Annotated in this window: 21 protein-coding genes; 19 read left to right on the forward strand and 2 right to left on the reverse strand. The window is 61.2% G+C overall.

From position 1 onward, the window contains the following. The 3 genes from BLV67_RS33165 to BLV67_RS25335 form a co-directional block, all read left to right on the forward strand. Positions 1-322: hypothetical protein (locus BLV67_RS33165; RefSeq protein ID WP_208604504.1), on the forward strand; the 322-nt coding region annotated here is incomplete at its 5' end. 560 nt (positions 323-882) lie between these two features. Continuing rightward, complete coding sequence (locus BLV67_RS25330) at positions 883-1,422, forward strand: hypothetical protein (protein ID WP_341865595.1); 540 nt, start codon at positions 883-885, stop codon at positions 1,420-1,422. 96 nt (positions 1,423-1,518) lie between these two features. Continuing rightward, positions 1,519-3,528 carry a hypothetical protein gene (locus BLV67_RS25335; protein WP_069786613.1) on the forward strand — a complete coding sequence of 670 codons (2,010 nt, stop codon included), beginning with the start codon at positions 1,519-1,521 and terminating at the stop codon, positions 3,526-3,528. On the opposite strand, the gene BLV67_RS25340 is transcribed toward BLV67_RS25335, so the two are convergent. Together BLV67_RS25340 and BLV67_RS25345 are read right to left on the reverse strand one after the other, a co-directional pair. Then, a complete protein-coding gene (locus BLV67_RS25340) occupies positions 3,514-6,822 on the reverse strand; it encodes an EAL domain-containing protein (protein WP_065911764.1) in 3,309 nt (1,102 codons plus the stop codon). The two genes, BLV67_RS25335 and BLV67_RS25340, sit on opposite strands and share 15 nt — an antisense overlap. Before the next feature lie 67 nt (positions 6,823-6,889). Beyond that, positions 6,890-7,780 (reverse strand): LysR family transcriptional regulator, encoded by an 891-nt coding sequence (locus BLV67_RS25345; RefSeq protein WP_058419748.1) that lies wholly within the window; start codon positions 7,778-7,780, stop codon positions 6,890-6,892. Positions 7,781-7,920: 140 nt separating this feature from the next. Here BLV67_RS25345 and leuC point away from each other — a divergent pair, with 140 nt between their 5' ends. From leuC to BLV67_RS25425, 16 genes are all read left to right on the forward strand, one after another. Next, the gene (leuC, locus tag BLV67_RS25350) at positions 7,921-9,339 is read left to right on the forward strand and encodes a 3-isopropylmalate dehydratase large subunit (RefSeq protein ID WP_065911766.1); all 1,419 of its coding nucleotides are present in this window, start codon (positions 7,921-7,923) and stop codon (positions 9,337-9,339) included. 10 nt (positions 9,340-9,349) lie between these two features. Beyond that, positions 9,350-9,994 (forward strand): 3-isopropylmalate dehydratase small subunit, encoded by a 645-nt coding sequence (gene leuD / locus BLV67_RS25355; protein WP_003234333.1) that lies wholly within the window; start codon positions 9,350-9,352, stop codon positions 9,992-9,994. Between the two features lie 129 nt (positions 9,995-10,123). After that, positions 10,124-10,888, forward strand: a complete 765-nt coding sequence (locus BLV67_RS25360) for a class I SAM-dependent methyltransferase (protein WP_069786614.1) — start codon at positions 10,124-10,126, stop codon at positions 10,886-10,888. Positions 10,889-10,941: 53 nt separating this feature from the next. After that, the gene (gene leuB / locus BLV67_RS25365) at positions 10,942-12,024 is read left to right on the forward strand and encodes a 3-isopropylmalate dehydrogenase (protein ID WP_069786615.1); all 1,083 of its coding nucleotides are present in this window, start codon (positions 10,942-10,944) and stop codon (positions 12,022-12,024) included. A 64-nt stretch (positions 12,025-12,088) separates the two neighbouring features. Beyond that, positions 12,089-13,201, forward strand: a complete 1,113-nt coding sequence (asd, locus tag BLV67_RS25370; RefSeq protein WP_069786616.1) for an aspartate-semialdehyde dehydrogenase — start codon at positions 12,089-12,091, stop codon at positions 13,199-13,201. A gap of 172 nt (positions 13,202-13,373) precedes the next feature. Next, positions 13,374-14,384: an aspartate-semialdehyde dehydrogenase gene (locus BLV67_RS25375; protein ID WP_065911774.1), complete on the forward strand. Its 1,011-nt coding sequence runs from the start codon at positions 13,374-13,376 to the stop codon at positions 14,382-14,384. 161 nt (positions 14,385-14,545) lie between these two features. Beyond that, positions 14,546-17,122, forward strand: a complete 2,577-nt coding sequence (locus BLV67_RS25380; protein WP_069786617.1) for a FimV/HubP family polar landmark protein — start codon at positions 14,546-14,548, stop codon at positions 17,120-17,122. A 207-nt stretch (positions 17,123-17,329) separates the two neighbouring features. After that, the gene (gene truA, locus BLV67_RS25385; RefSeq protein ID WP_056861241.1) at positions 17,330-18,154 is read left to right on the forward strand and encodes a tRNA pseudouridine(38-40) synthase TruA; all 825 of its coding nucleotides are present in this window, start codon (positions 17,330-17,332) and stop codon (positions 18,152-18,154) included. A 64-nt stretch (positions 18,155-18,218) separates the two neighbouring features. Beyond that, positions 18,219-18,851 carry a phosphoribosylanthranilate isomerase gene (locus tag BLV67_RS25390; protein ID WP_069786618.1) on the forward strand — a complete coding sequence of 211 codons (633 nt, stop codon included), beginning with the start codon at positions 18,219-18,221 and terminating at the stop codon, positions 18,849-18,851. A 245-nt stretch (positions 18,852-19,096) separates the two neighbouring features. Continuing rightward, positions 19,097-20,017, forward strand: coding sequence for an acetyl-CoA carboxylase, carboxyltransferase subunit beta (gene accD, locus BLV67_RS25395; protein ID WP_003234319.1), 921 nt, complete (start codon positions 19,097-19,099; stop codon positions 20,015-20,017). Continuing rightward, on the forward strand, positions 20,014-21,321 hold the full coding sequence (gene folC / locus BLV67_RS25400; RefSeq protein ID WP_069786619.1) for a bifunctional tetrahydrofolate synthase/dihydrofolate synthase: 1,308 nt from the start codon (positions 20,014-20,016) through the stop codon (positions 21,319-21,321). Before accD ends, folC begins: the two co-directional genes overlap by 4 nt. After that, positions 21,305-21,979 carry an SPOR domain-containing protein gene (locus BLV67_RS25405; RefSeq protein WP_065911780.1) on the forward strand — a complete coding sequence of 225 codons (675 nt, stop codon included), beginning with the start codon at positions 21,305-21,307 and terminating at the stop codon, positions 21,977-21,979. Before folC ends, BLV67_RS25405 begins: the two co-directional genes overlap by 17 nt. Before the next feature lie 192 nt (positions 21,980-22,171). Beyond that, a complete protein-coding gene (locus BLV67_RS25410) occupies positions 22,172-22,729 on the forward strand; it encodes a CvpA family protein (RefSeq protein ID WP_065911782.1) in 558 nt (185 codons plus the stop codon). Positions 22,730-22,770: 41 nt separating this feature from the next. Beyond that, the gene (purF, locus tag BLV67_RS25415; RefSeq protein WP_017138746.1) at positions 22,771-24,276 is read left to right on the forward strand and encodes an amidophosphoribosyltransferase; all 1,506 of its coding nucleotides are present in this window, start codon (positions 22,771-22,773) and stop codon (positions 24,274-24,276) included. 65 nt (positions 24,277-24,341) lie between these two features. Then, on the forward strand, positions 24,342-25,553 hold the full coding sequence (locus BLV67_RS25420) for an O-succinylhomoserine sulfhydrylase (RefSeq protein WP_058419756.1): 1,212 nt from the start codon (positions 24,342-24,344) through the stop codon (positions 25,551-25,553). 11 nt (positions 25,554-25,564) lie between these two features. Then, the gene (locus BLV67_RS25425) at positions 25,565-26,329 is read left to right on the forward strand and encodes an SDR family oxidoreductase (protein ID WP_065911790.1); all 765 of its coding nucleotides are present in this window, start codon (positions 25,565-25,567) and stop codon (positions 26,327-26,329) included. The last annotated feature ends 7 nt before the right edge of the window (positions 26,330-26,336 follow it).

Raw genomic sequence — 26,336 nt, forward strand, 5'->3', positions numbered from 1 at the left:
GCTCGTTACTGAGGCTAAGGACAGTCCTGTCGAGGTGGCCAAGACTGACGGCGAGGACGCCAGGCTCGTTACTGAGGCTAAGGACGGTCATCTCGAGTCGACCAAGACTGATGGCAAGGACGGTGAGCATGATTCCGATCACCTTACCGGTCCGCGCCGCAGCGGTGATGAAGTCGCCGAGTCTGACACCTCCGGCTCGCGCGAGACGACCTCGCAGGTAAACCCCCGGACCAAGCGTGGCGTGACCAGTCCAGGTCCTGCTGAAAATGAGAGTGATCGTTGGAACCAAGGTTTCTCCAGCCGCTCCCGGCTGAGGAATTGACACCCGCCAGGGTGTTTTAACTTCGCCGATAACGTCACGTTTCCCCGGCCCCAAGGTTCGGGGAAACGTTAGAAAACGTGGAGCAAGTCATGATGTATTACCGAATTGATAACATCGGTTACCCAGGTGTGCGTCAGCTGCCAGGCATGGATTTGCAAGACGCGCCCCAAGAGCGGGCGCCCTTTAACGCGCCAAGGCATGCCGGTTCGCAGCCGAGCCCGGTGCTGGTGCTCAGTGCCAGGCCTGGGCACCAAAGGGCTGACAGCCTGGAGCGCAGGGTTGCCGCATTCTTGGCGCGGTTGGCCAGTGTTCCCTACCGGCAAAAGGCCAAGGCCTCTGCCGATGTGCCCCCGCAACCCCGGGTGAACGCCCCGCAGGTGAGGCGGGCCGCGCCAGCTGTCTCGGCACCCGTGGCGGCTTGCGAGCCTGCAGGGTCGCGCAGAGGGTATATCCCGGGCCTGTCCAATAAGCGTAATGGCGCAAAGCCTTTGAATATTTGGAGTGGCTTCCGTCAGGGGCCGGGCGGTAACTGTGCCACGGTAGCGACTATCAAGGCGGCCATGCACAAGTTCGGTCAAAGCCCGACAGACATATACCGCGAAGTCAGGCGGCTGGACGGCGGTTACCGAGTAACGATGCGCGACAATTACACGCTCACATTAACCGACCGGGAGTTGGCAGTCGCCTCGCGTGCTTCGCAGTTCATCGGCGCCGATAAGGGCATGCTCAAGGATGCGCACTTTTTGTTTGCCGTCAGTGCCAAGCGTGCACACGAGGAAAACAATGACTCAACCGCGGGTGAGAGCTTTGAAGCGGGTGTGGAGAGTTTGAATGATGGTGAGGACGAGGAAAAACCTGGCGAGGGTTTTCTGCGGTTAGGGTTGAGCCACTATATGAAAAACGTCAGCGTGCGTGAACTTGCAGAAGGTCGCTTGGGCGTGAGTAATCGAGGGGGGCACTCGGTCGCGGTCATCAATGGCCATGAAGAACTCTGGGGGCGTCCGGGGGCTGCGCCTCGGCGAGGAGAGGCTGTGGCACTCAAGCGCACTCCTTGCTGTCAACGCCTGGCCACTGCTCGGCGCCAAATGATCGGGCAATAAAAGATCAGCGTTGGCGGCAACTTTCAATTTATATCAACTGATTACTCAATGCTCTTTTTAAAGTGTATTGATTGACAGGCTGCGGGAGTCATCTGTGTGGACATCGCCAAACGCAATCTCTCTACTCTTACAACACGCGTACCTGTCCTGCCTTTTACAGGGCCGATAGCAAACTCCGCAGACGTAAAATTGCGGGATGTTGTCAACGCATTCAATGCCCCTCCAAGACGCTTTGGTGAGAATTATGATGCCAGTGCTCACGCGGCGGTCATCAAAATGATGATGGTCACGTTTGGCCACCGCCCTGCGGACTTGTTTGTGCAGGTCAAGCGTGCGGGGCAGGGGTATGAGGTCACGCTTAGAGATGGCAATACAGTGCAAGTCTCTGAGCTCGAGTTACGGCAAACAGCTGCCCACTCAAAGTTTGTGGGCAATGACATGGCCGTGATCAGTGATGCGAACTTTGCATTGGCTGTTTTTGTTAAACGTAAACAACTTTTGGGGGCGCAGGCGGGTAACAGCCAGGGGTTTGAGCGTGTGTTGTCGAACTCTTTGCGTGGTGAGACGACCTACAATCTACTTAAAGGCTTGGGTATGGCCGGCTATTTACGCCAGGTACCCTCGGCGCAGTTGGTAAGCAGCGGCGGCGTCGGAGTCATGGAAACCCATACATTTGGCGCAGGCTTGGTGTATGAGGGTGTCAGCCATGAATATGGGCACATGCGAGCTGTTGATCGTCCCTATGTTTACGTACTGGTTAACGACAAGGCATCCGTTGATGCGCAGAGTCATGCGCCCGCTGTGAATGTCAGGATCCAGCCCCAGAGGCCATCCGTCCGTGGCGTGCAACCAGTGATCAATTCGACTCCCGACATCGATGCTTGGCCAGTGGGTCGGACACCGGACGATACAGTAAGAAGTTTTGACGTCGCAGAACGACGGTTCGGTGAGGGCGACACCCGTCGGCATGCGTCCGTGATCAAAATGATGATGATGAGGTTTGGCCAGCGTCCTTTGGATGTGTTCGACAAGGTCGTGGCAGCCGCAGATGGCTATGACATCACGATGAAGGACGGCTTTTCTTTACATCTTTCCAAAGAAGAATTGCGTCGCACGGCCGGGGTCTCGCGGTTTTCCGGAAGTGACAGCGGTGCGGTGATGGACGCCAACTTCATGTTGGCGGCCTATGTGAAACGTGTGCAGCTGATCAGTACGGGCGCTGATACCCCTGGGCACTTTGAGGCCGCGCTATCCGGGGTCATGCTTAATGACACGGTCTACCGGATATTGAAAGGCATGGGGATGATCGGTTTCTTGCGCATTGTCGAGCCTGAAAAGATGCAGAAAAAAGGCACCGTTGCGGTTTTGGACAGTTTTGCCGGTGAGCTCGTACTGGATGGCATCAAGCACCAACTCGGCAAGCAACAGCCTGTTGTTAAAGATTACGGCTATATGCTTGCCATGCAGGCGCCGCACACCGCCTCGGCAGAACGGAACAGCACCCTTTCCAACCTCTCCAATCGCCCGGTGGGCGACAAGCCCGACAATATCTGGAGTGGGTTTTACCAGGGTTCCGAACTCAATTGCGTCACGGTCTCGGCGATCAAGGCCGCGATGATGAAGTACGGTCAAAACCCCCAGGGCATTTACAAGCACGTCATTGAGACACCTGAAGGTTACACCGTGACCATGCGTGATTCATGCACCGTGCAACTGACCTACGATGAGTTGAAACAGGCGCAAAAAGGTTCGCACTTCTTCGGTGAAGATAGGGGCCTTTTACACGACGCGATTTTCTTGTTTGCCGTGAGTGCCAAGCGGGCACAAATGGAAAATCACGAGTTTCGGGCCCAAGCCAGTTTTGCGGCCGCTATGGGGACGCTCAATGATAAGGAAACCCCCGGCGAAGCACTGCGGCGTCTGGGCTTGTACGCCTTCACCCGTGGCAGCACTGCCGAGGAATTGGCCAGTGGCGTTCCGGGCACCCTTGCCAATCATGGCCACTCCGTAGGCGTTTTTAATGGGGTGATCGATTTTTATGGGTCAAAAATGAAATTGGCCGGTTCGGGTTGGGAGCAAGGCGCTCATGCGTTAAAGCTGGTGTAAACCGCCTGAAGGCGGTTGAACCAGTAACAGCCTGAACGCCTCGATCGGCAGCGGCCGACTGTGCAAATACCCCTGGAATAAATGACACCCCAGCTTTTGCAGGAACGCCAGTTGTTCCTGGGTTTCCACGCCCTCGGCGATCACCTCCAGGTTGAGGCTGCGGGCCATGGCCACAATGGCGCGGATGATTTCCGCATCGTTGGGGTCATGGGTGGCATCGCGCACAAAGGACTGGTCGATCTTCAGCGCATCCACCGGCAAGCGCTTGAGGTAGGTCAACGACGAATAGCCGGTGCCGAAGTCATCCATGGCAAAGCTCACGCCGAGCTTTTTCAGGCGGCGCATCTTCGCCACGGTGTCATCCAGGTTCTGGATGACGATGCCTTCGGTGATCTCCAGCTTTAACAGGCTGCAGGGCAGATGATGTTGGTTGAGGCTGTGTTCTACCCGTTCCACAAAGTCGTTCTGGCGAAACTGACGGGGGCTGATATTCACGCACAGGCTGAAATTAAGCGGGTCTACCAGGCCCTCGGCAATCAGCTGCGCAAAGGCGCCGCAAGCTTCATCGAGGATCCAGGTGCCGACCTCCAGGATCAGGCCGCTGTCTTCCAGGACCTTGATAAATTCGGTGGGTGACTGCGCGCCCAATTGTGGGTGCTCCCAGCGCACCAGCGCCTCGGCGCCGACAATTTTATTGCCGCGTGCATCCACTTGAGGCTGGTAGTGCACGCTGAATTCACCGCGTGACAGCGCCAGGCGCAGGTCGGTCTCCATGCGCAGGCGCTCGCTGGCGGTTTTCTGCATGCTGTTGTGGAACATTTGCGTGGTGTTGCGCCCCGAGTCTTTGGCGCGATACAGCGCAATGTCGGCGCGCTTGAGCAGGTCGGCGGGCGTGGAACCATGATCGGGAATCAGCGCCACCCCAATGCTCGGCGTGACTTGCAGGCGGTGGCCATCGAGGAACATCGGCTCCGACAGCAGTTCGCGCAGCGTGTCGGCCAATAGGTGCACCTGGCTGCCGACCTCTGCACGTGTGCCCTCCAGTCCACTGAGCAACACCACGAACTCATCACCGCCCAGGCGCGCCACGGTGTCTTCCAGGCGCACGCTGGCTTCCAGTCGCGCCGTGACTATTTTCAGCACGGTGTCGCCCACCGGGTGACCGAGGGAGTCGTTAATGTGTTTGAAGTGGTCAAGGTCGAGGAACAGCAACGCGCCACGCAGGTTGTGGCGTTTGAGCAAGGCGATCTGCTGGCTCAGACGGTCCATCAGCAGCGCGCGGTTGGGCAGGTTGGTCAGTGGGTCGTGATAGGCCAGGTGACGAATCTGCGCCTGGGCGTTTTTCAGCAGGCTCACATCCCGTGCAGTCAACAGCAGGCACGGGGTTTCATTGAGGGTGATGGGTTCCACCGAGACCTCCACCGCCAACACGTCGCCGCGCTTGTTGTGCCAGAGCATTTCCAGGTGATGAATGCGGCCCTTGATCTGCAGTTCGGCCAACAACGCCGCGCGCTGGTTTTCATCGGCCCAGATGCCGATCTGGTAGAGCGTGAGGCCGATGGCCTCTTCGGCGCGGTAGCCGGTCAGGCGGCAAAAGCCGTCGTTGACCTCAACATAACGGCCGGTGTCGCGTTCGGTGATGGAAATCGCATCGGGGCTGGAGTGAAAAGCCTTGGCGAATTTCTCCTCACTGGCTTTGAGCGCAGCCTCCGAGCGCTGTTGCTGGGTGATATCGCGCAGTGTGGTGACGATGCACGGCTGATCGCCGACCTTGATCAACCGGCTGGAAATCACGCAGGTCAGGCTGTGGCCGTTCTGGTGATGTACCACCAGAGCCACATTGCTCAACGACTGTTCGCGAATCACCTGCTCAATGCGTTGCAGGCGCTGGCTCGAATCGTCCCACAGACCGATCTGCTCGGCGCTGTTGCCGATGACGTCGGCGGCTGTCCAGCCGAAGGTCTGGGTAAAGGCCGGGTTGATCTCGATAAACACGCCGCTGTCCAGGCAGGTTACGCAGATCGGGTCAGGGCTGGCCTGAAACAGGCTGGCGAATTTTTCTTCGGAGGCGGTCAGGCGTTGTTCGCGTTCAACCTGGTCGGTGATATCGAGCAAGGTGCCGGCCATGCGCAGCGGCTTGCCGGCGTCATCGCGATACAGGCGTGCGCGGCTTTCCAGGTAGCGCGGGCTGCCATCTTCCATTTCCACACGGTAGGTCAACTGGTAGTTACCGTCCGGGCCTTCGCGCAGGCTGCGGTAGGCGTTGCGCATGCCCTCGCGGTCGGCATCGGACATGCCTTCAAAAAACGCGTCGAAGGATTCGTGGAAAGGCTCGGGCGGCAGGCCGTGCAACTGGGCGGCGCGGGCCGAGCCGTAGAGCATGCCGGTGGGAATGTGCCAGTCCCAGGTGCCCAGTTGCGCCGAATCCAGGGCCAGGTCGAGGCGCTCCTGGCTGTCCTTGAGGGCCTGCTCGGCGTTCTTGCGGTCGGTGGTGTCGAGGAAGGTGCTGATCAGGTAAGCCTCGCCTTCAAGCTCGACCTTTTGTGCACTCAGGGTGCCATCGTGAATTTGCCCGTTGCTGGCGCAGAACTGCACGTCCATGGTGATCGGTTCGCCCTTGCGCTGAGTGGCCTTGACCAGCAGCGCGCGCTCCTCGGGGTGGCGCCACAGCCCCAGTTCCAGGGTGGTGCGGCCGATGGCCTCGGCCACGGGCCAGCCAAAGTGGATCTCGAAATACTGGTTGGCCTCGCTGATGCGGCCGTCGGACTGGCGGGTGAGCAGCACCATGTTGGGGCACAGGTGAAACAGCGTAGCGAAGCGTTTTTCCGATTGCATGAGGGCGTGTTCGCGCTCGCGCTGGCGGGTGGTTTCGCGAATCACCCCGATCATGCGGCGTCGGCCGGCTTTGTCCGGCGCCAGGCTGCCGTTGATTTCCAGCCAGTGATGGCTGCCATCCGGCCATTGGATATGGTGGTGCATGGCCTGCTCGAACGGCTCGCCGGCCAGCACCGCATGAAACGCGCGCACCACTCGGGCGCGGTCCTGGGGCGCCAGCAGGTCCAGGTAGTCCAGGTCTTTGGGCAGTGGTTGCCGAGGGTCGTAGCCGAACAGCGCCTGGGTGCCGCGTGACCAACTGATCCTGCCGGTGTCGATTTCCCAGCACCACGCGCCAAGGCGGGCAGCATTGAGGGCCGCCAGCAATTGCGGGGCGCTTTCCCAGCTTTGTTCCGCCTCTTGAGGGTCCAAGGCGTAAATGCGCGGCAGGGGCGGCACGGAATCGAGGGGGTTGCGCATTATCAAAGGGCCTTGGCTCAATGGGCGTTCGGCGCGGTTCTATTCAGGCTTTATGGGCCGCACAGCTTCATGCCGGTGTCCCTGGCAGATCGACCTGTGCATCCAATAGGCTCATGAAAGCCCGCGCAGCGTTCGACAGCGTCCTTTCGGTGTGCACGATATAGCCTAGCTGGCGACTGAGCTGTATGCCCGGCAAAGCGATGCTTGCCACCTGATCATCGAGCATGGTGCGCGGCAACACGCTCCAGGCCAGGCCGATGGAGACCATCATCTTGATGGTTTCCAGGTAGTTGGTGCTCATCGCAATGTTGGGCGTAAGGCCTTGCGCTTCGAACAGTCGGCTGACGATATGGTGGGTGAAGGTGTTGCCGCCGGGAAAAACCGCCGGGTGTTTGGCAATGTCGGCCAGGCTGACCGTGCCGTTGCCGGTCAAGCTGTGTTCCGGCGCCACCACAAAATCCAGCGGGTCGTCCCACACCGGCGTGGCGCGCACCAGGTTGTGCGGTTCAGGCGCCAGGGTGATGACCGCCACTTCGGCGCGGCCGTGGAGGATTTCTTCGTAGGCCACTTCCGAATCAAGGAACTGAATATCCAGTGCCACATTGGGATATTGCCGGGTAAAGGTGCGCAGAATCGGCGGCAGGCGGTGCAGGCCGATGTGATGGCTGGTGGCCAATGTCAGCCGTCCGCTGACTTCGCCGGTCAGGTTGGTCAGCGCGCGGCGCGTATCGTCCAGTACATTCAGAATCTGATAAGCGCGCGGCAGCAGGGCGCGTCCGGCCTCGGTCAGGCCGACTTCACGGCCCAGGCGATCGAACAGGCGCACCTTTAGTTGCTGCTCCAGCCCGGCGATGCGTTTGCTGATCGCCGGCTGTGTCAGGTGCAGGCGTTCTCCGGCGCCGGAGAAGCTGCCGGTCTCGGCGATGGCAATAAAGGCGTTGAGGTTGGCCAGGTCCATGGTGGTATTCCAATTGGTAATCCAAAGCATAAAAAATATGAATTTGAGTTATTTAATGTAGCGCCATACCATCAGCCTCACAAGCCAAAGGGTTATTGAAAAGCCCGGCGTATAGATGCACCTGTGATGAGGACCGACTGATGGCCGGCAAAACGCTTTACGACAAGCTTTGGGATTCCCATGAAGTGAAACGGCGCGACGATGGCTCGTCGCTGATCTATATCGACCGTCACATCATCCATGAAGTGACCTCGCCCCAAGCGTTCGAAGGCCTGCGACTGGCCGGGCGCAAGCCTTGGCGCGTCGACTCGATCATCGCCACCCCGGACCACAACGTGCCGACCACCCCGGAACGCAAAGGCGGGATCGACGCCATTGTCGACACCGTGTCGCGCCTTCAGGTGCAGACCCTCGACGACTACTGCGACGAATATGGCATCACCGAATTCAAGATGAATGACGTGCGTCAAGGCATCGTCCACGTGATCGGCCCGGAGCAGGGCGCCACCTTGCCGGGCATGACCGTGGTCTGCGGCGACTCCCACACCTCTACCCACGGTGCATTCGGCGCTTTGGCCCATGGCATCGGCACCTCGGAGGTCGAACATGTGTTCGCCACCCAGTGCCTGGTCGCCAAAAAGATGAAAAATATGTTGGTCAAAGTCGAAGGCACCTTGCCCTTCGGCGTGACCGCCAAAGACATCGTGCTGGCCGTGATCGGCAAGATCGGCACCGCCGGCGGTAATGGCCACGCCATCGAGTTTGCCGGCAGCGCGATTCGCGACCTGTCCATCGAAGGCCGCATGACCATCTGCAACATGTCCATCGAAGCCGGTGCCCGCGTGGGCATGGTGGCGGCGGACGAAAAAACCGTTGAATACGTCAAAGGTCGCCCATTTGCTCCGGCGGGCGCCGATTGGGACGCTGCGGTCGAGGCCTGGAAAGACCTGGTCTCCGACGCCGACGCGGTGTTCGACACCGTGGTCGAGCTCGACGCGGCCCAGATCAAGCCGCAAGTCAGTTGGGGCACCTCGCCGGAAATGGTCCTGGCGGTGGACCAGAACGTGCCGGACCCGGCTAAAGAAACCGACCTGGTCAAGCGTGGCTCCATCGAACGCGCCCTGAAGTACATGGGCTTGAAGGCCAACCAGGCGATCACCGACATCCAGCTGGACCGCGTGTTTATCGGCTCCTGCACCAACTCGCGGATCGAAGACCTGCGCGCTGCGGCGGTGATCGCCAAGGGCCGTAAAGTGGCTTCGACCATCAAGCAAGCCATCGTGGTGCCGGGTTCAGGCCTGGTGAAGGCTCAAGCTGAAGCCGAAGGCCTGGACAAGATCTTCCTCGAAGCCGGTTTTGAATGGCGTGAGCCGGGCTGCTCGATGTGCCTGGCGATGAACCCGGATCGTTTGGAGTCGGGCGAGCATTGCGCGTCCACGTCCAACCGTAACTTCGAAGGGCGTCAGGGCGCTGGTGGCCGTACCCACCTGGTCAGCCCGGCCATGGCCGCTGCGGCTGCCGTCAACGGTCGTTTCATCGACGTTCGCGAATTGATCTGAGGAATACCCGATGAGAGCTTTTACCCAACACACCGGCCTTGTCGCCCCTTTGGATCGCGCCAACGTCGACACCGACCAGATCATCCCCAAGCAGTTCTTGAAGTCGATCAAGCGCACCGGTTTCGGCCCAAACCTGTTCGACGAGTGGCGCTACCTGGACGTGGGCTACGCCTACCAGGACAACTCCAAGCGCCCGCTGAACAAGGATTTTGTGCTCAACGCCGAGCGCTACCAGGGCGCCAGTGTATTGCTGGCGCGGGAGAACTTCGGCTGCGGCTCCAGCCGTGAACATGCGCCGTGGGCCCTGGAAGAATATGGCTTTCGCAGCATCATCGCGCCGAGCTACGCCGACATCTTCTTCAACAACAGCTTCAAGAACGGCTTGCTGCCGATCATCTTGAGCGATGCCGAAGTGGATGAGTTGTTCAAGCAGGTGGAAGCCGATGTGGGCTACCAGTTGACCGTTGACCTGGCGGCGCAAACCGTGACCCGTCCGGACGGCAAGGTGTATCACTTTGAGGTGGATGCGTTCCGCAAGCACTGCCTGATCAATGGCCTGGACGACATTGGCCTGACCTTGCAGGACGGTGATGCGATTGCCGCGTTTGAAGCCAAACACCGGGCGAGCCAGCCCTGGTTGTTTCGCGACGCCTGATTGGCGGTAACCGTGCCGGCCCCATCGCGGGCAAGCCCGACTCCCACCTTGGAATGCATTCCAACTGTGGGAGCTGGCTTGCCTGCGATAGCGCCCGTACAACCACCCCAAAACCCAAGGAAAGCCACCATGACCACCACCGCCCACACCCAAGTCGTGCAAAAACAATTCGGCGAGCAAGCCTCGGCCTACCTGAGCAGTGCCGTGCACGCCCAAGGCACCGAATTCGCGCTGCTCCAGGCCGAACTGGCCGGGCAGGGCGCTGCACGACTGCTGGATTTAGGCTGCGGTGCCGGTCATGTGAGCTTCCATGTAGCGCCGCTGGTCAAAGAAGTGGTGGCCTACGACCTGTCCCAACAGATGCTCGACGTAGTAGCGGGTGCAGCGCTGGATCGCAATCTGGCCAACATCCGCACCGTACACGGTGCCGCCGAGCGCCTGCCATTCGCCGATGGCGAGTTCGATTTCGTGTTCAGCCGCTACTCGGCCCACCACTGGAGCGACCTGGGCCTGGCGCTGCGTGAAGTGCGCCGGGTGCTCAAACCGGGTGGCGTGGCCGCCTTTGTGGACGTCTTGTCACCGGGCAGCCCGCTGTTGGACACTTACCTGCAAACCGTCGAAGTGCTGCGCGACACCAGCCACGTGCGCGATTACTGCGCCGCCGAATGGATGCAACAGCTCAGCGAAGCCGGCTTGCATGTGCGCACCAGCAGCCGTCAGCGCCTGCGCCTGGAATACACCTCGTGGGTCGAGCGCATGCGCACACCAGAGGTGTTGCGCGCCGCGATCCTTGCGCTGCAACAGGCAATGGGCCAGGAAGTGCGCGATTACTACGAGATTCAAGCCGACGGCACCTTCAGCACCGACGTGCTGGTGGTGTTCGCTGAACGCTGATTGATTTTTCCCGACCTGCCCACGGGCGGGTCGCTTGATGAAATGAGGAACGCATGAGCAAGCAGATTCTGATTCTCCCTGGCGACGGTATTGGTCCGGAAATCATGGCCGAAGCGGTCAAGGTTCTGGAACTGGCCAACAGCAAGTACAACCTGGGCTTTGAGCTGAGCCACGATGTGATCGGCGGCGCAGCCATCGACAAGCACGGCGTGCCGCTGGCCGATGAAACCCTGGAGCGCGCCCGTGCGGTCGATGCTGTGCTGCTCGGCGCCGTGGGTGGCCCGAAATGGGACAAGATCGAACGTGATATCCGCCCGGAGCGCGGCCTGCTGAAAATCCGCGCGCAACTGGGCCTGTTCGGCAACCTGCGCCCGGCCATCCTCTACCCGCAACTGGCCGACGCGTCGAGCCTCAAGCCGGAAGTGGTGGCGGGCCTGGACATCCTGATCGTGCGTGAACTGACCGGCGGTATCTATTTCGGCTCGCCACGGGGCGTGCGCGAGTTGGAAAATGGCGAGCGTCAGGCCTACGACACCCTGCCGTACAGCGAGAGTGAAATCCGCCGTATCGCCCGTGTCGGTTTCGACATGGCCCGGGTGCGCGGCAAAAAGGTCTGCTCGGTGGATAAAGCCAACGTACTGGCCTCCAGCCAACTGTGGCGCGAAATCGTTGAGGAAGTCGCCAAGGACTACCCGGACGTCGAGCTGAGCCACATGTACGTCGACAACGCTGCCATGCAACTGGTGCGTGCGCCCAAGCAGTTTGACGTGATCGTTACCGACAACCTGTTCGGCGACATCCTGTCCGACCAGGCCTCGATGCTCACCGGCTCCATCGGCATGCTGCCGTCGGCGTCCCTGGACACCAACAATAAAGGCATGTACGAGCCGTGCCACGGCTCGGCGCCGGACATCGCCGGGCAAGGCATTGCCAACCCGCTGGCGACGATTTTGTCGGTCTCGATGATGCTGCGTTACAGCTTCAACCTGAGCGAAGCGGCGGATGCCATCGAGAAGGCCGTCAGCCTGGTGCTGGATCAAGGTTTGCGCACCGGTGACATTTGGTCACAGGGTTGCAGCAAAATCGGCACGCAAGAAATGGGCGACGCAGTAGTCGCCGCGCTGCGGAATCTGTAATCTCTCCGGCCCGCTTGCAGTTGTTGCTGCAAGGCGGCCCACTTTTTAACAAGGTGTAGTTGCGATGAAACGTGTAGGTCTGATCGGTTGGCGCGGTATGGTCGGTTCCGTGCTCATGCAGCGGATGCTGGAAGAGCAGGATTTCGATCTTATTGAGCCGGTGTTTTTCACCACTTCGAACGTAGGTGGCCAAGGGCCGTCCGTGGGCAAGGATATCGCCCCGCTCAAGGACGCCTACAGCATTGAAGAGCTGAAAACCCTCGACGTGATTCTGACCTGCCAGGGTGGCGACTACACCAGCGAAGTTTTCCCCAAGCTGCGTGAAGCCGGCTGGCAGGGTTACTGGATCGACGCCGCCTCGAGCCTGCGCATGCAGGACGACGCGGTGATCATCCTCGACCCGGTGAACCGCAAGGTCATCGACCAGCAACTGGATGCCGGCACCAGGAACTACGTCGGCGGCAACTGCACCGTCAGCCTGATGCTGATGGGCTTGGGCGGCTTGTTCGAAGCCGGCCTGGTTGAGTGGATGAGCGCCATGACGTATCAGGCGGCGTCCGGCGCCGGCGCGCAGAACATGCGCGAGCTGATCAAGCAAATGGGCGCCACCCACGCCGCTGTCGCCGATCAACTGGCCGACCCTGCCAGCGCGATCCTCGACATCGACCGCCGTGTGGCCGAAGCCATGCGCAGCGAGGCTTACCCGACCGAAAACTTCGGTGTGCCATTGGCCGGCAGCCTGATCCCGTGGATCGACAAGGAACTGCCAAACGGCCAGAGCCGCGAAGAGTGGAAGGCCCAGGCCGAGACCAACAAGATTCTGGGTCGTTTCAAGAACCCGATTCCGGTGGACGGCATCTGCGTGCGCATCGGCGCCATGCGCTGCCACAGCCAGGCGCTGACCATCAAGCTGAACAAAGACGTACCGATCGCCGATATCGAAGGGCTGATCAGCCAGCACAACCCATGGGTCAAGCTGGTGCCGAACAACCGCGACATCAGCATGCAGGAGCTGAGCCCGACCAAGGTCACCGGCACCCTGAATGTACCGGTGGGCCGTCTGCGCAAGCTGAACATGGGCAGCCAGTTCCTCGGCGCGTTCACCGTTGGCGACCAGCTGCTGTGGGGCGCGGCCGAGCCGTTGCGCCGCATGCTGCGGATCTTGCTCGAGCGTTGATCGCTTGAAGCGGTAAGAGAAACCCGCGCTCTGGTGACAGGCGCGGGCTTTTTTTTGCCCTTGAGGCCGCCATCACAGGCAAGCCAGCTACACACCAAAGGCCAGCTTAATTGCCTCGCCCCGAACCAGCCGGTAAAGTGCCGCTCCCCCCGCAATGCCCGAGGCAGCCCCCATGACCCAGACCTTTGAAATCGCCGTGATCGGCGCCACCGGTACCGTCGGTGAAACCCTGGTGCAGATTCTCGAAGAGCTGGATTTTCCGGTGGGCACCCTCTATCTGCTGGCGGGCAGCAATTCGGCCGGCGCCTCCGTGCCGTTTCGCGGCAAGAACGTGCGGGTCAAGGAAGTCGATGAATTCGATTTCAAAAAAGCGCAGCTCGCCTTCTTTGCGGCCGGCCCGGCCGTTACCTTGAGCTTCGCCCCGCGCGCCACCGCTGCAGGTTGCGCGGTGATCGACCTGTCTGGCGCCTTGCCCGCTGAACAGGCGCCTCATGTGGTGCCGGAAGCCAATGCCCATGTCCTGGACAGTTTGAAAAAGCCCTTCCAACTGAGCAGCCCAAGCCCATCGGCGACCAACCTGGCCGTGGTGCTGGCGCCGTTGCGTGAATTGTTGGAGATCCAGCGTGTCAGCGTCACCGCCAACCTGGCGGTATCGGCCCAGGGCCGTGAAGCCGTCAGCGAGCTGGCGCGACAGACCGCCGAACTGCTGAACGTGCGCCCGCTGGAACCCCAGTTCTTTGATCGGCAGATGGCCTTCAACCTCTTGGCACAAGTCGGTACGCCAGATGCGAAAGGTCATACAGCTCTGGAGAAACGTCTCATACACGAACTGCGCGCGGTGCTGGAGACTCCATTGCTGAAGATTTCTGCAACCTGCGTTCAAGCCCCGGTATTTTTTGGCGATAGCCTGACGGTATCGCTGCAATTGGGCGCGCCGGTCGACCTGGCGGCGGTGAACCGTGCATTGGAAGCGGCGCCGGGCATTGAGCTGGTTGAAGAGGGCGATTACCCCACGGCGGTGGGCGATGCGGTCGGCCAGGATGTGGTCTACGTCGGCCGTGTGCGTGCGGGTGTGGATGACCCGGCGGAACTAAATCTGTGGCTGACGTCAGATAACGTACGCAAGGGCGCGGCACTCAACGCCGTACAGTTGGCGCAGTTGTTGATAAAAGGCCTTGTGTAAAAGATACTTGGCGGCAATTTGTAGATTGATTCTAGCCAGGCGCTATGCTTGGTCCCAAGCGGTAAAGAAGCGCGTCGGTAACCTATCGGCTCGCCATGCCTTATGGCAGCGGTTACCAACCTTCTCGCAGGCCGGGGAGTGTTCAGACAAAGGATGAGGCTATGGTTCAAGTTCGCAAACTGGTGTTAGCAATAGCGGCCGCCTCGGCGCTGTCCTCCGGTATGGCGCAGGCGCTGCAACTTGGGGAGATGACCCTCAAGTCGCAGCTGAACCAGCCGTTGTCGGTGGAAATCGAATTGCTCGACGTGGGCGGCCTCACGGCTGCCGAGATCACCCCGAGCCTGGCCTCCGACCAGGCGTTTGTCGATGCAGGCGTGGACCGCCGGGCGTTCCTCAATGACCTGACGTTTACCCCGGTGGTCAACCCCAGCGGCCGCAGTGTGGTGCGCGTCACCTCCAGCAAACCGCTGCCCGATTCCTACGTACGTTTCCTGCTGCAGGTGAAGTGGCCCAATGGCCGCCTCATGCGCGATTACAGCGTTTTGCTCGACCCGGCCAAATTTGAGCAATCGGCGCCCGCCACCAGCGCGCCCACGCCGCGTTTGAGCGCGCCGACCACCACTGCGCCCGCCAGCACGGCGCCCACCACAGCGAAGGCCAGCAAATCCGCTCAACACACCACGACTTCTCACGATACCTTGTGGGAAATTGCCGAAAAGAACCGCAACGGTGCGTCGGTGCAGCAAACCATGCTGGCCATTCAGGCGCTTAATCCTGACGCCTTTGTCGACGGCAACATCAACCGCCTGAAAACCGGCCAGGTCCTGCGCCTGCCGGATCGCCAGCAAGCCACCAGCTTGCCGCAGCCGGAGGCGATTGCCGAAGTGACTGCGCAAAATGCTGCCTGGCGCGAAGGCCGTCGCACAGCCAGTAACCCGGTAGCGGGCAAGCAACAGCTGGACGCGACCAAGCGCACCCAGGCCGGCAATGCGCCGTCGAGCACCACGGCCAAAGACAACTTGAGCCTGGTGTCGGCGGAGTCGGCCAAAAAAGGCGCGAAGGGCAAGGCCGGTGATAGCCGGGCGGTGAGCGACAAACTGGCGATGACCCAGGAGCAGTTGGACACCACCCGGCGCGACAATGAAGAGCTCAAAAGCCGTGCGGCCGACCTGCAAAGCCAACTGGACAAGCTGCAAAAACTCATTCAACTGAAAAACGATCAACTCGCCAGGTTGCAGGCCGGTAACGGGGAGCCTGCGGCACCGGCGACAGCGGCGATGCCGGCTCAATTGGCAACTGAACCTGCGCCTGTGCCAGCACCCGCTGAGGCTGCGCCCGTTGCCGCAGCACCCGCGCCCGAGCCAATCAAGGCGCAGGACGCGCCAGCCACCAGCGAAGGCAAGTTCAACGAGCTGCTGACCAACCCGATCGTCCTCGGTGTGATCGGCGGTGCGGCCGGCTTGCTGGTGTTGTTGCTCCTGCTGCTGTGGGCGCGCCATCGCAATGCGCGCCTCGAAGAGGAAAAGCACCTGCGCATGGCGCGCGCGCTGGCCGAAGAGCCGGCATTTACGCCAAATGTGGATCACGATCTGCCTGCGGACAGCTTCGAAGGCCTTGAAGTGGCAGCACCGAACGTTAAATTGGCCGCCACTCCCGCGCCGGCGGCTGTTGCTGAGCCCGTGGTGGTGCCATCGGTCGCTTCCGTACTCGCGCCGTTGGCCGTTGCCGTCGCCCCGGTAAACTCCAGTGATGCACTGGCGCAAGCGCAATCCCATATCGACCGTGGCCACCTGAACCAGGCCGCCGATGTGCTGGAGCAGGCGATCAAACGCGAACCCAAGCGCAGCGACCTGCGCCTGAAGTTGATGGAAGTCTATGGCCTGCAAGGCGACAAGGACGGTTTCGTCACCCAGGAGCGTCAACTGGTGGCCAATGGTGAAAACCATGCCCAGGTCGAGCAGCTGAAAAACCGCTTCCCGGCCATGGCTGTGTTGGCGGCGGGCGTCAGTGCTGCGGTGGCAGCGGCGGCCCTGGATGCTCAGTACGTCAAGGACTTGCTCGAAGACAAACCCGCCGCGCCGGCCCCGGAGCCTGAAGCGTTTGACACAGACTTCGACCTTAGCCTGGATGACCTGGAAGCCGCGTCACCCGCGGTGGTCAGCCCGAAAGACGCGCCGAGCTTTGAGTCGGTGCTGCAACAGCAGACCGAAGCCAAGACCAGCCCGGATGAGCTGTCGGACTTCGACCTTGATCTGCAACTCGAGGCGCCGTCTTCGCAGGCCGATGACGACTTCCTGTCAGGCCTGGAAGATCAAATGAAGGACGTGCCGGCCGTCGAGCCGCCGACCCTGGCGCCTGCTGCGCTGGACGATTTTGACCTGCCGGAAGATTTCGACCTGTCTCTGGCCGATGAGCCACAAGCCCCGGCCGCTGCCAAGCCGGATGCCTTCGCCTCGGAACTCGATGACGTCAACGCAGAACTCGATCGCTTGTCCCAGAGCCTGGAGCATCCGCCGATCGAGCCTTCCTTCACCGCTGAAGATGCGGCGTTGGGTGCTGATGAGCCGGAATTCGACTTCCTTTCCGGTACCGACGAAGTCGCCACCAAGCTGGACTTGGCTCAGGCCTACATCGACATGGGCGATACGGATGGTGCAAAGGAAATCCTGGAGGAGGTGCTGACCGGCGGCACTGCAGAACAGCGCGATGAAGCCAAGGAAATGCTCGGCAAGATCTAAAGGGCGCTGCAAAACCCCTGTGGGAGCGGGCTTGCTCGCGAAAGCGGTGTACCAGTTGACGAATACATCGACTGACACGCCGTCTTCGAGAGCCAGCCCGCTCCCACATTAGGCCTGCGCATATTCTCCACCGCCTTTATAATGGCCTCTTCGCGCAACTCATCGGGCTCTCAGTTCTTGGCAAATATAGATAACGCGGCCGCCGAAATGGCGGCCGCAGGCTTTAATCGCATCGCCTTGGGCGTGGAATACAAAGGCTCGCGCTATCGCGGCTGGCAGCGCCAGGCTTCAGGTGTGCTGACCGTGCAGGAAACCCTCGAAAACGCATTGTCGAAGGTGGCGGATTCGCCGGTTTCACTGATGTGTGCCGGGCGTACCGATGCCGGTGTGCACGCCTGTGGCCAGGTGGTGCACTTTGACACCCAGGCCGAGCGCACGCTGAAAGCCTGGGTGATGGGCGCCAATATCAATTTGCCCCATGACGTCAGCGTGACTTGGGCCAAGGTCATGCCTGCGCATTTTCATGCGCGCTTCAAGGCCATTGCCCGGCGCTACCGCTACGTGATCTACAACGATCAGATCCGCCCGGCGCACCTGAATCAGGAAATTACCTGGAACCACCGCCCGCTGGATGCCGAGCGCATGGCCGAGGCTGCCCGGCATCTGGTCGGCGTGCATGATTTCAGCGCCTTCCGTGCAGGCCAGTGCCAGGCCAAGTCGCCCATCAAGGAAGTCCACCACCTGCGCGTGACCCGTCACGGCAAGATGATCGTGCTGGATATTCGTGCCGGCGCCTTCCTGCACCATATGGTGCGCAATATTGCCGGTGTGCTGATGACCATCGGCACTGGCGAGCGCCCGGTGGAGTGGGCGCGGGAAGTGCTCGAAAGCCGCGTCCGCCGCACCGGCGGCGTCACGGCGCATCCGTTCGGCCTGTACCTGGTGGATGTGGAGTACCGCGACGAGTTTGAATTGCCGCAGCGCTTTATCGGTCCACATTTCCTCACAGGTTTCAGCGAACTTGACGGCTGACGCCTGCAAGCGCTTTTGTTACCATCCGGGACTTTCTCGGCCCAACCCCTGAGGTTTCCACGCCATGCCAGCCGTTCGCAGCAAGATTTGCGGGATTACCCGCATAGAAGACGCGCTGGCGGCAGTCGAAGCGGGGGCGGATGCCATCGGTTTCGTGTTCTATGCCAAGAGCCCGCGGGCGGTGAATGTGTTGCAGGCGCGGGCGATCATCGCTGCACTGCCGCCGTTCGTGACCACCGTGGGGCTGTTCGTCAACGCCAGCCGTTGCGAACTCAACGAAACCCTGGATGCCGTGCCGCTGGATATGCTGCAATTTCACGGTGACGAAAGCCCCGATGAATGCGAAAGCTATCAGCGCCCGTACATCAAGGCGCTGCGCGTCAAGGCCGGGGATGACATTGCTGCTGCGTGCGCCGCCTATACTGGCGCTCGCGGCATTTTGCTGGATACCTATGTCGAAGGCGTGCCCGGCGGTACGGGTGAGGCGTTCGACTGGACGCTGATTCCGGAAGGTTTGAGCACGCCGATCATCCTCGCGGGAGGGCTCAACCCCGCGAATGTCGCGGCGGCCATCGAGCAGGTCCGGCCTTATGCGGTGGACGTCAGCGGCGGAGTGGAGCAGGGCAAGGGCATCAAGGATCACCACAAGATTCGCGCATTCATGCAGGCCGTGCGCAACAGCAGGGGCGCGATGTGACGGCTGGCAGTCTGCCGCCGTCCATAACTACCACTGTGTAGAACAGCACCGGCGCCGCCTGCGGGAGGCCCGGAAATGAAGTGGCAACCGTGCTTTGGCAGGTTGTCTGGAAGGCTGAGGATACAGGCGGGAAATGGCCGGTCGAACGTCTGACCCCGTCCAGCCTGTGTCATCGCCACATATGAATTTAGCTCAAGGGCATACGCGGGGCTGTGTTCAAGCCACCGGTACTGGAGAAAGAAAGCATGAGCAACTGGTTAGTAGACAAACTGATCCCTTCGATCATGCGTTCCGAGGTGAAGAAAAGCTCGGTTCCTGAAGGTCTGTGGCACAAGTGCCCATCCTGCGACGCGGTGCTGTACCGCCCGGAGCTGGAAAAGACCCTGGACGTTTGCCCTAAGTGCAACCACCACATGCGTATCGGCGCCCGCGCGCGCATCGACATCTTCCTTGATGCCGACGGCCGTAACGAGCTGGGCGCAGACCTGGAGCCGGTTGACCGTCTCAAGTTCCGCGACGGCAAGAAGTACAAGGACCGCCTGACCGCTGCGCAGAAGCAGACCGGCGAAAAAGACGCGCTGATTTCGGTCAGCGGCAAGCTGCTGGGCATGCCGGTTGTGGTGTCCGCGTTCGAGTTCTCCTTCATGGGCGGTTCCATGGGGGCCATCGTCGGCGAGCGTTTTGTACGTGCCGCCAACTACGCGCTGGAAAACCGTTGCCCGATGATCTGCTTCGCCGCCTCCGGTGGTGCGCGCATGCAGGAAGCGCTGATCTCCCTGATGCAAATGGCCAAGACCTCTGCGGTGCTGGCGCGTCTGCGTGAAGAAGGCATCCCGTTCATCTCGGTGCTGACCGACCCGGTTTACGGCGGCGTTTCCGCCAGCCTGGCGATGCTGGGCGACGTGATCGTCGGCGAGCCCAAAGCACTGATCGGCTTTGCCGGCCCACGCGTGATCGAGCAGACCGTGCGTGAAAAACTGCCGGAAGGCTTCCAGCGCAGCGAGTTCCTGCTGGAACATGGTGCGATCGACCTGATCATCCCGCGCGGTGAACTGCGTCCACGCCTGGGTAACCTGCTGGCGCAAATGATGGGTTTGCCGACGCCTGTGTATGTCGCACCAAAAATCGAACCTATCGTTGTTCCGCCGGTGCCAGCAAACCTATGACCCAACGTACCCTGGGCGAATGGCTCGCCTACCTTGAGCAGTTGCATCCGTCCGCCATCGACATGGGCCTGGAGCGCTCGCAACAGGTAGCGGCCCGCCTCGGGTTGGGCCGGCCGGCGCCGCGTGTGATCACGGTGACCGGCACCAACGGCAAAGGCTCTACCTGTGCCTTTGTCGCGGCGCTGCTGCAAGCCCAGGGGCTTAAAGTAGGCGTCTACAATTCTCCGCACCTGCTGCGTTATAACGAGCGGGTGCAGCTCAATGGCGTCGAAGCCACTGACGCGCAGCTCTGCGAAGCCTTCGCCGCACTGGAGGCCGGGCGTGGCGAAATTTCCCTGACCTACTTCGAAATGGGCACCTTGGCGGCGTTCTGGCTGTTCGAGCGTGCGCAGTTGGATGTGGTCGTGCTGGAAGTCGGGCTTGGCGGGCGCCTGGATACGGTCAACGTGGTGGACGCCGATATTGCGCTGGTGACCAGTATTGGCGTCGACCATGCGGACTATCTGGGCAACACCCGCGAGTCGGTGTCTTATGAAAAGGCCGGGATCTTCCGTCAGGGCAAGCCGGCGCTGTGTGGTGACCTGGACCCGCCCCAGCCTTTGCTGGACAAGGTGCGCGAGCTGGATTGCCCGTTTTACCTGCGCGGCCGCGAATTCAATCTCGAAGTTGGCGACCAGCATTGGCAGTGGCGCGGGCGTGATGCGCGCGGTCAGGTGGTTGAGCTGCGGGATTTGCCGCTGCTGAACCTGCCGATGGAAAACGCCGCCCTGGCGCTGCAAGCCTATTTGTTGATGGACCTGCCGTGGAACCCCGAGCAGCTCGCTGCCACGTTGCTGGCTACCCGTGTCGTGGGGCGCCTGGATCGGCGCACATTCGAGTGGGAAGGCAAGCGCCTGAACTTGTTGCTGGATGTGGGGCACAACCCGCACGCCGCCGAATACCTGGCGCAACGCCTGGCGCGCACGCCGCCAGTGGGTCGGCGCCTGGCGGTGTTCGGCTTGTTGGCCGACAAGGACCTGGACGGTGTGGTTGCGCCGTTACTCGGCAATGTCCAGGCTTGGGCGGTAGGGCCGCTGGACACGCCGCGCAGTCGCCCGGCTGCCGAACTGCAAGTGGCCTTGCAGAACCTTGGCGCCCCGGTGGCGTCGTATGCAAGCGTCACTGCAGCGCTTGAAGCGCAATGTGCGGTGGCGACGGCCGAGGACGAGATTCTGTTGTTCGGATCATTTTATTGTGTTGCCGAGGCGCTTGAGTGGTTGGCCCGGCGCTCCACGGAGGAAGCTGCACATGGCATTACTGGATAGCGCATACAAGCAGCGAATGGTCGGAGCGCTGGTATTGGTGGCATTGGCGGTGATTTTCCTGCCGATGCTGTTTTCGCGCCAGGACGAACAGCGTCAGGTCGTGGTCGAGGCACCGGCAGCGCCACAGGCGCCGGCGATGCCGCAGGTGCAGGTAGAGCCGGTGGTGGTGCCCGAGCCGCAGGCACTGCCTGAAGAGCCTGTGCCGAGCGATGACGAGGTGGCTGCGCAAACGCCTCAAGCGGCGCCAGCAGCGCCGGTGCAACAGAGCGTGCCGGTGGTCAAGCCGGCGCCCGCTCCAGCGGCTCCGGTGGTGGCTGCCAAGCCAGCAGCGCCAGCCCCTGCACCCAAGCCGGTAGCGCCACAACCTGCTGCGCCGGGCAAGCCGGATGTCGGTCAAAGCCGTATCGACCCGAATGGCCTGCCGATCAGTTGGTCGATCCAGCTCGCCAGCCTGGCCAACCGTGAAAGCGCCGATGCCTTGCAGAAAAAACTGCGTGCCCAGGGCTATAACGCCTATATCCGCAGTGCCGACGGCAAAAATCGCGTATTTATCGGACCGCTGATCGAGCGCGCCGAGGCGGATCGCCTGCGTGACCTGCTGGGGCGTCAGCAGAACCTGAATGGGTTTGTGGTGCGGTTCCAGCCTGAGCGCGGCTGAGTAACTGCCGATTTCTGGTTGGAATGCTGGCCAAATGTGGGAGCCAGCTCCCACACAAGCCCAGCGCCCACAGCGTTTGGGTGGTGTTGAGATTGCTCAACCCATTGATTTGCAAAGCACCCACAATCACAGCTTACCGATAGCCCGGCGCTCTGCTAAAATGCGCCGCCTTATCCGTACGTAGGCTTCACTGTGCCATTTACCTGGGTTGATTGGGCGATCGTAGCAATCGTCGCCATCTCCGCTTTGATCAGTCTAAGCCGCGGCTTCGTAAAAGAAGCACTGTCGTTGCTGACCTGGATCATCGCAGGAGTTGTAGCCTGGATGTTCGGTGGTTCACTGTCGGTTTACCTGGCCGGGTATATCGAAACACCTTCGGCTCGCGTCATCGCGGGCTGCGCCATCATGTTCATCGCCACGCTGTTGGTGGGGGCAATGGTCAATTATCTTATTGGCGAGTTGATACGTGTCACCGGCATCGAAGGGACCGATCGATTTCTCGGCATGGCCTTCGGCGCCGCACGTGGCGGCTTGCTGGTGGTTGTGGCGGTCGGGCTGTTGAGCCTGGGGCCGGTACAGCAGGATTCGTGGTGGCAGGAGTCGGTACTCGTGCCAAAATTTCTATTGGTTGCAGATTGGTCCAAGAACCTCATATTGGGGTGGAGCAGTCAGTGGCTGGCCAGCGGAATCAGCGTACCCGCTGATCTTCCGTTCAAGGAACACCTCTTGCCGGCCAAAACGCCTCAGTAAGTAGTGTTCAGTCAAGATTCATTAAGTAGGGGTTGCGTCGCATGTGTGGCATCGTCGGTATCGTCGGTAAGTCGAACGTCAATCAGGCGCTGTATGACGCGCTAACCGTCCTCCAGCACCGCGGCCAGGACGCTGCCGGTATTGTGACCAGCCACGACGGCCGGTTATTCCTGCGCAAGGACAATGGCCTGGTGCGTGACGTGTTCCATCAGCGTCACATGCAGCGCCTCGTCGGGCACATGGGCATTGGTCATGTGCGTTACCCGACTGCCGGTAGCTCGACCTCGGCCGAAGCTCAACCGTTTTACGTCAACTCGCCTTACGGCATCACCCTGGCGCACAACGGTAACCTGACCAACGTTGAACAGCTGGCCAAGGAGATTTACGAATCTGACCTGCGCCACGTCAACACCAACTCCGATTCGGAAGTGCTGCTCAACGTGTTCGCCCACGAGCTGGCCCAGCGCGGCAAGCTGCAGCCGACCGAAGAAGATGTGTTCGCTGCCGTGACCGACGTGCACAACCGTTGTGTCGGTGGTTATGCCGTCGTCGCAATGATCACAGGTTATGGCATCGTCGGTTTCCGTGACCCGCACGGCATTCGTCCAATCGTGTTCGGCCAGCGTCACACCGACGAAGGCGTCGAGTACATGATTGCCTCCGAAAGCGTGTCCCTGGATGTGCTGGGCTTCACCCTGATCCGCGACCTCGCGCCGGGCGAAGCGGTGTACATCACCGAAGACGGCAAGCTGCACACCCGTCAGTGCGCGATTGCGCCGAAACTCACCCCGTGCATCTTCGAACACGTCTACCTGGCGCGTCCGGACTCGATCATCGACGGTGTTTCGGTGTACAAGGCGCGCCTGCGCATGGGCGAGAAGCTGGCCGAGAAGATCCTGCGCGAGCGTCCCGAGCACGATATCGACGTGGTGATCCCGATCCCGGACACCAGCCGTACCGCTGCGCTGGAGCTGGCCAACCACTTGGGCGTCAAGTTCCGCGAAGGCTTCGTCAAGAACCGTTACATCGGCCGTACCTTCATCATGCCTGGCCAGGCAGCCCGCAAGAAATCGGTGCGCCAGAAGCTCAACGCCATCGAGCTGGAATTCCGCGGCAAGAACGTGATGCTGGTCGACGATTCCATCGTGCGCGGCACCACCTGCAAGCAGATCATCCAGATGGCCCGCGAAGCCGGTGCGAAGAACGTGTACTTCTGTTCCGCCGCACCTGCCGTGCGTTATCCGAACGTTTACGGTATCGACATGCCGAGCGCCCACGAGTTGATCGCTCACAACCGTTCGACCCAGGATGTGGCCGACCTGATCGGTGCTGACTGGTTGATCTATCAGGACCTGCCGGACCTGATCGAGGCGGTCGGTGGTGGCAAGATCAAGATCGCCGAGTTTGACTGCGCCGTGTTCGACGGCAAGTACGTGACGGGTGATGTTGACGAGGCCTACCTGAACAAGATCGAGCAGGCGCGTAACGATTCATCGAAGATCAAGACCCAGGCGGTCAGCGCGATCATCGATCTGTACAACAACTGAGTAAACACCGGCCCTGAGGGGCCGGTTTTGTATCTTAAACAGAGTATTGAGTAAGGAGTCGCAGCATGAGTCAGGAATGGGATGCCGGTCGGTTGGACAGCGACCTCGATGGCGTAGCTTTCGATACCCTGGCTGTGCGCGCCGGTCAGCACCGCACCCCGGAAGGTGAGCACGGTGACCCGATGTTCTTCACCTCCAGCTATGTATTCCGCACTGCTGCCGACGCGGCTGCGCGCTTCGCCGGTGAAGTGCCGGGCAACGTCTATTCGCGTTACACCAACCCGACCGTGCGTGCGTTCGAAGAACGTATCGCCGCCCTTGAGGGTGCCGAGCAGGCGGTGGCCACGGCGACCGGCATGGCCGCGATCCTGGCAGTGGTGATGAGCCTGTGCAGTGCTGGCGACCATGTGCTGGTGTCGCGCAGTGTGTTCGGCTCCACCATCAGCCTGTTCGAGAAGTACTTCAAGCGCTTCGGCATCGAAGTGGATTATGTGCCCCTGGCGGACCTGTCCGGCTGGGATGCGGCGATCAAGGCTAACACCAGGTTGTTGTTCGTCGAGTCGCCTTCCAACCCGCTGGCCGAGTTGGTGGATATCGCCGCGTTGTCCGAAGTGGCCCACGCCAAGGGCGCGATGCTGGTGGTCGACAACTGCTTCTGCACGCCGGCGCTGCAACAGCCGTTGAAGCTGGGCGCGGACATTGTTGTGCACTCGGCCACCAAGTTCATCGACGGCCAGGGCCGTTGCATGGGCGGCGTAGTCGCCGGCCGCAGCGAGCAGATGAAGGAAGTGGTGGGTTTCCTGCGCACCGCCGGGCCGACCCTGAGCCCGTTTAACGCCTGGATTTTCCTCAAAGGCCTGGAAACCCTCAGCCTGCGGATGAAGGCCCATTGCGCCAACGCCCAGGCCCTGGCCGAGTGGCTGGAGCAGCAGGACGGGATTGAGAAAGTCCATTACGCCGGTCTCAAGAGCCACCCGCAACACGCGTTGGCCCAGCGTCAGCAGCGTGGTTTCGGCGCGGTGGTGAGCTTTGAAGTAAAAGGCGGCAAAGACGGCGCCTGGCGCTTTATCGACGCGACGCGCCTGATCTCCATCACGGCCAACCTGGGTGACAGCAAAACTACCATCACCCACCCGAGCACTACCTCACACGGGCGCCTGGCGCCACAGGAGCGTGAAGCGGCGGGCATCCGTGACAGCCTGATCCGCATCGCCGTCGGCCTGGAAGACGTAGCCGACCTGCAAGCTGACCTGGCTCGCGGGCTGGCGGCCTTGTGATCGAGTGGTCCATGGAAACGGCAGCGGCCGGTAACGGCCGTGTTGCGCTGGTGACGGGCGCCGCCCGGGGCATTGGTCTCGGGATCGCGGCGTGGTTGATCAGCGAAGGCTGGCAGGTGGTGTTGACCGACCTGGACCGCGAGCGCGGTTCCAAGGTGTCCAAGGTGCTGGGTGACAACGCCTGGTTTATCACCATGGACGTGGCCGACGAGAAGCAGGTCGCCCAGGGCGTTGCCGAAGTGCTCGGCCAGTTTGGGCGCCTGGATGCGTTGGTGTGCAACGCAGCGGTCGCCGACCCGCGCAATATCACCCTCGAAAGCCTCGACCTGGCGTACTGGAACCGCGTACTGGCGGTAAACCTCAGCGGGCCGATGCTGCTGGCCAAGCACTGCGCGCCGTACCTGCGTGCCCATGGCGGCGCGATCGTCAACCTGGCCTCGACCCGCGCGCGTCAATCGGAGCCCGACACCGAGGCCTACGCGGCGAGCAAGGGCGGACTGCTGGCCCTGACGCATGCCTTGGCCATGAGTCTTGGGCCGGAGGTGCGGGTCAATGCCGTCAGCCCTGGCTGGATCGATGCGCGTGACCCTGCGGCGCGGCGTGCCGAGCCTTTGACCGATGCCGATCATGCCCAGCATCCGGCGGGCAGGGTGGGCACGGTTGAGGACGTGGCGGCGATGGTGGCGTGGCTGCTGTCGCGTCAGGCGGGGTTTGTCACCGGGCAAGAGTTTGTGGTCGACGGCGGCATGAGCAAGAAGATGATTTACAGCGAGTAGGGCGGGT

Origin of the sequence: Pseudomonas salomonii (genome assembly GCF_900107155.1) — a bacterium.
GTDB lineage: Bacteria > Pseudomonadota > Gammaproteobacteria > Pseudomonadales > Pseudomonadaceae > Aquipseudomonas > Aquipseudomonas salomonii.

Coding starts and splice junctions, on each gene's coding strand:
- BLV67_RS25360 (WP_069786614.1), top strand. CDS start 10,124: ATGACCACCACCGCCCACACCCAAGTCGTGCAAAAACAATTCGGCGAG.
- BLV67_RS25380 (WP_069786617.1), top strand. CDS start 14,546: ATGGTTCAAGTTCGCAAACTGGTGTTAGCAATAGCGGCCGCCTCGGCG.
- truA (WP_056861241.1), top strand. CDS start 17,330: ATGGCGGCCGCAGGCTTTAATCGCATCGCCTTGGGCGTGGAATACAAA.
- BLV67_RS25340 (WP_065911764.1), bottom strand. CDS start 6,822: ATGCGCAACCCCCTCGATTCCGTGCCGCCCCTGCCGCGCATTTACGCC.
- BLV67_RS25330 (WP_341865595.1), top strand. CDS start 883: ATGCACAAGTTCGGTCAAAGCCCGACAGACATATACCGCGAAGTCAGG.
- BLV67_RS25425 (WP_065911790.1), top strand. CDS start 25,565: ATGGAAACGGCAGCGGCCGGTAACGGCCGTGTTGCGCTGGTGACGGGC.
- BLV67_RS25420 (WP_058419756.1), top strand. CDS start 24,342: ATGAGTCAGGAATGGGATGCCGGTCGGTTGGACAGCGACCTCGATGGC.
- BLV67_RS25405 (WP_065911780.1), top strand. CDS start 21,305: ATGGCATTACTGGATAGCGCATACAAGCAGCGAATGGTCGGAGCGCTG.
- BLV67_RS25390 (WP_069786618.1), top strand. CDS start 18,219: ATGCCAGCCGTTCGCAGCAAGATTTGCGGGATTACCCGCATAGAAGAC.
- purF (WP_017138746.1), top strand. CDS start 22,771: ATGTGTGGCATCGTCGGTATCGTCGGTAAGTCGAACGTCAATCAGGCG.
- leuC (WP_065911766.1), top strand. CDS start 7,921: ATGGCCGGCAAAACGCTTTACGACAAGCTTTGGGATTCCCATGAAGTG.
- leuD (WP_003234333.1), top strand. CDS start 9,350: ATGAGAGCTTTTACCCAACACACCGGCCTTGTCGCCCCTTTGGATCGC.
- asd (WP_069786616.1), top strand. CDS start 12,089: ATGAAACGTGTAGGTCTGATCGGTTGGCGCGGTATGGTCGGTTCCGTG.
- accD (WP_003234319.1), top strand. CDS start 19,097: ATGAGCAACTGGTTAGTAGACAAACTGATCCCTTCGATCATGCGTTCC.
- BLV67_RS25345 (WP_058419748.1), bottom strand. CDS start 7,780: ATGGACCTGGCCAACCTCAACGCCTTTATTGCCATCGCCGAGACCGGC.
- leuB (WP_069786615.1), top strand. CDS start 10,942: ATGAGCAAGCAGATTCTGATTCTCCCTGGCGACGGTATTGGTCCGGAA.
- folC (WP_069786619.1), top strand. CDS start 20,014: ATGACCCAACGTACCCTGGGCGAATGGCTCGCCTACCTTGAGCAGTTG.
- BLV67_RS25375 (WP_065911774.1), top strand. CDS start 13,374: ATGACCCAGACCTTTGAAATCGCCGTGATCGGCGCCACCGGTACCGTC.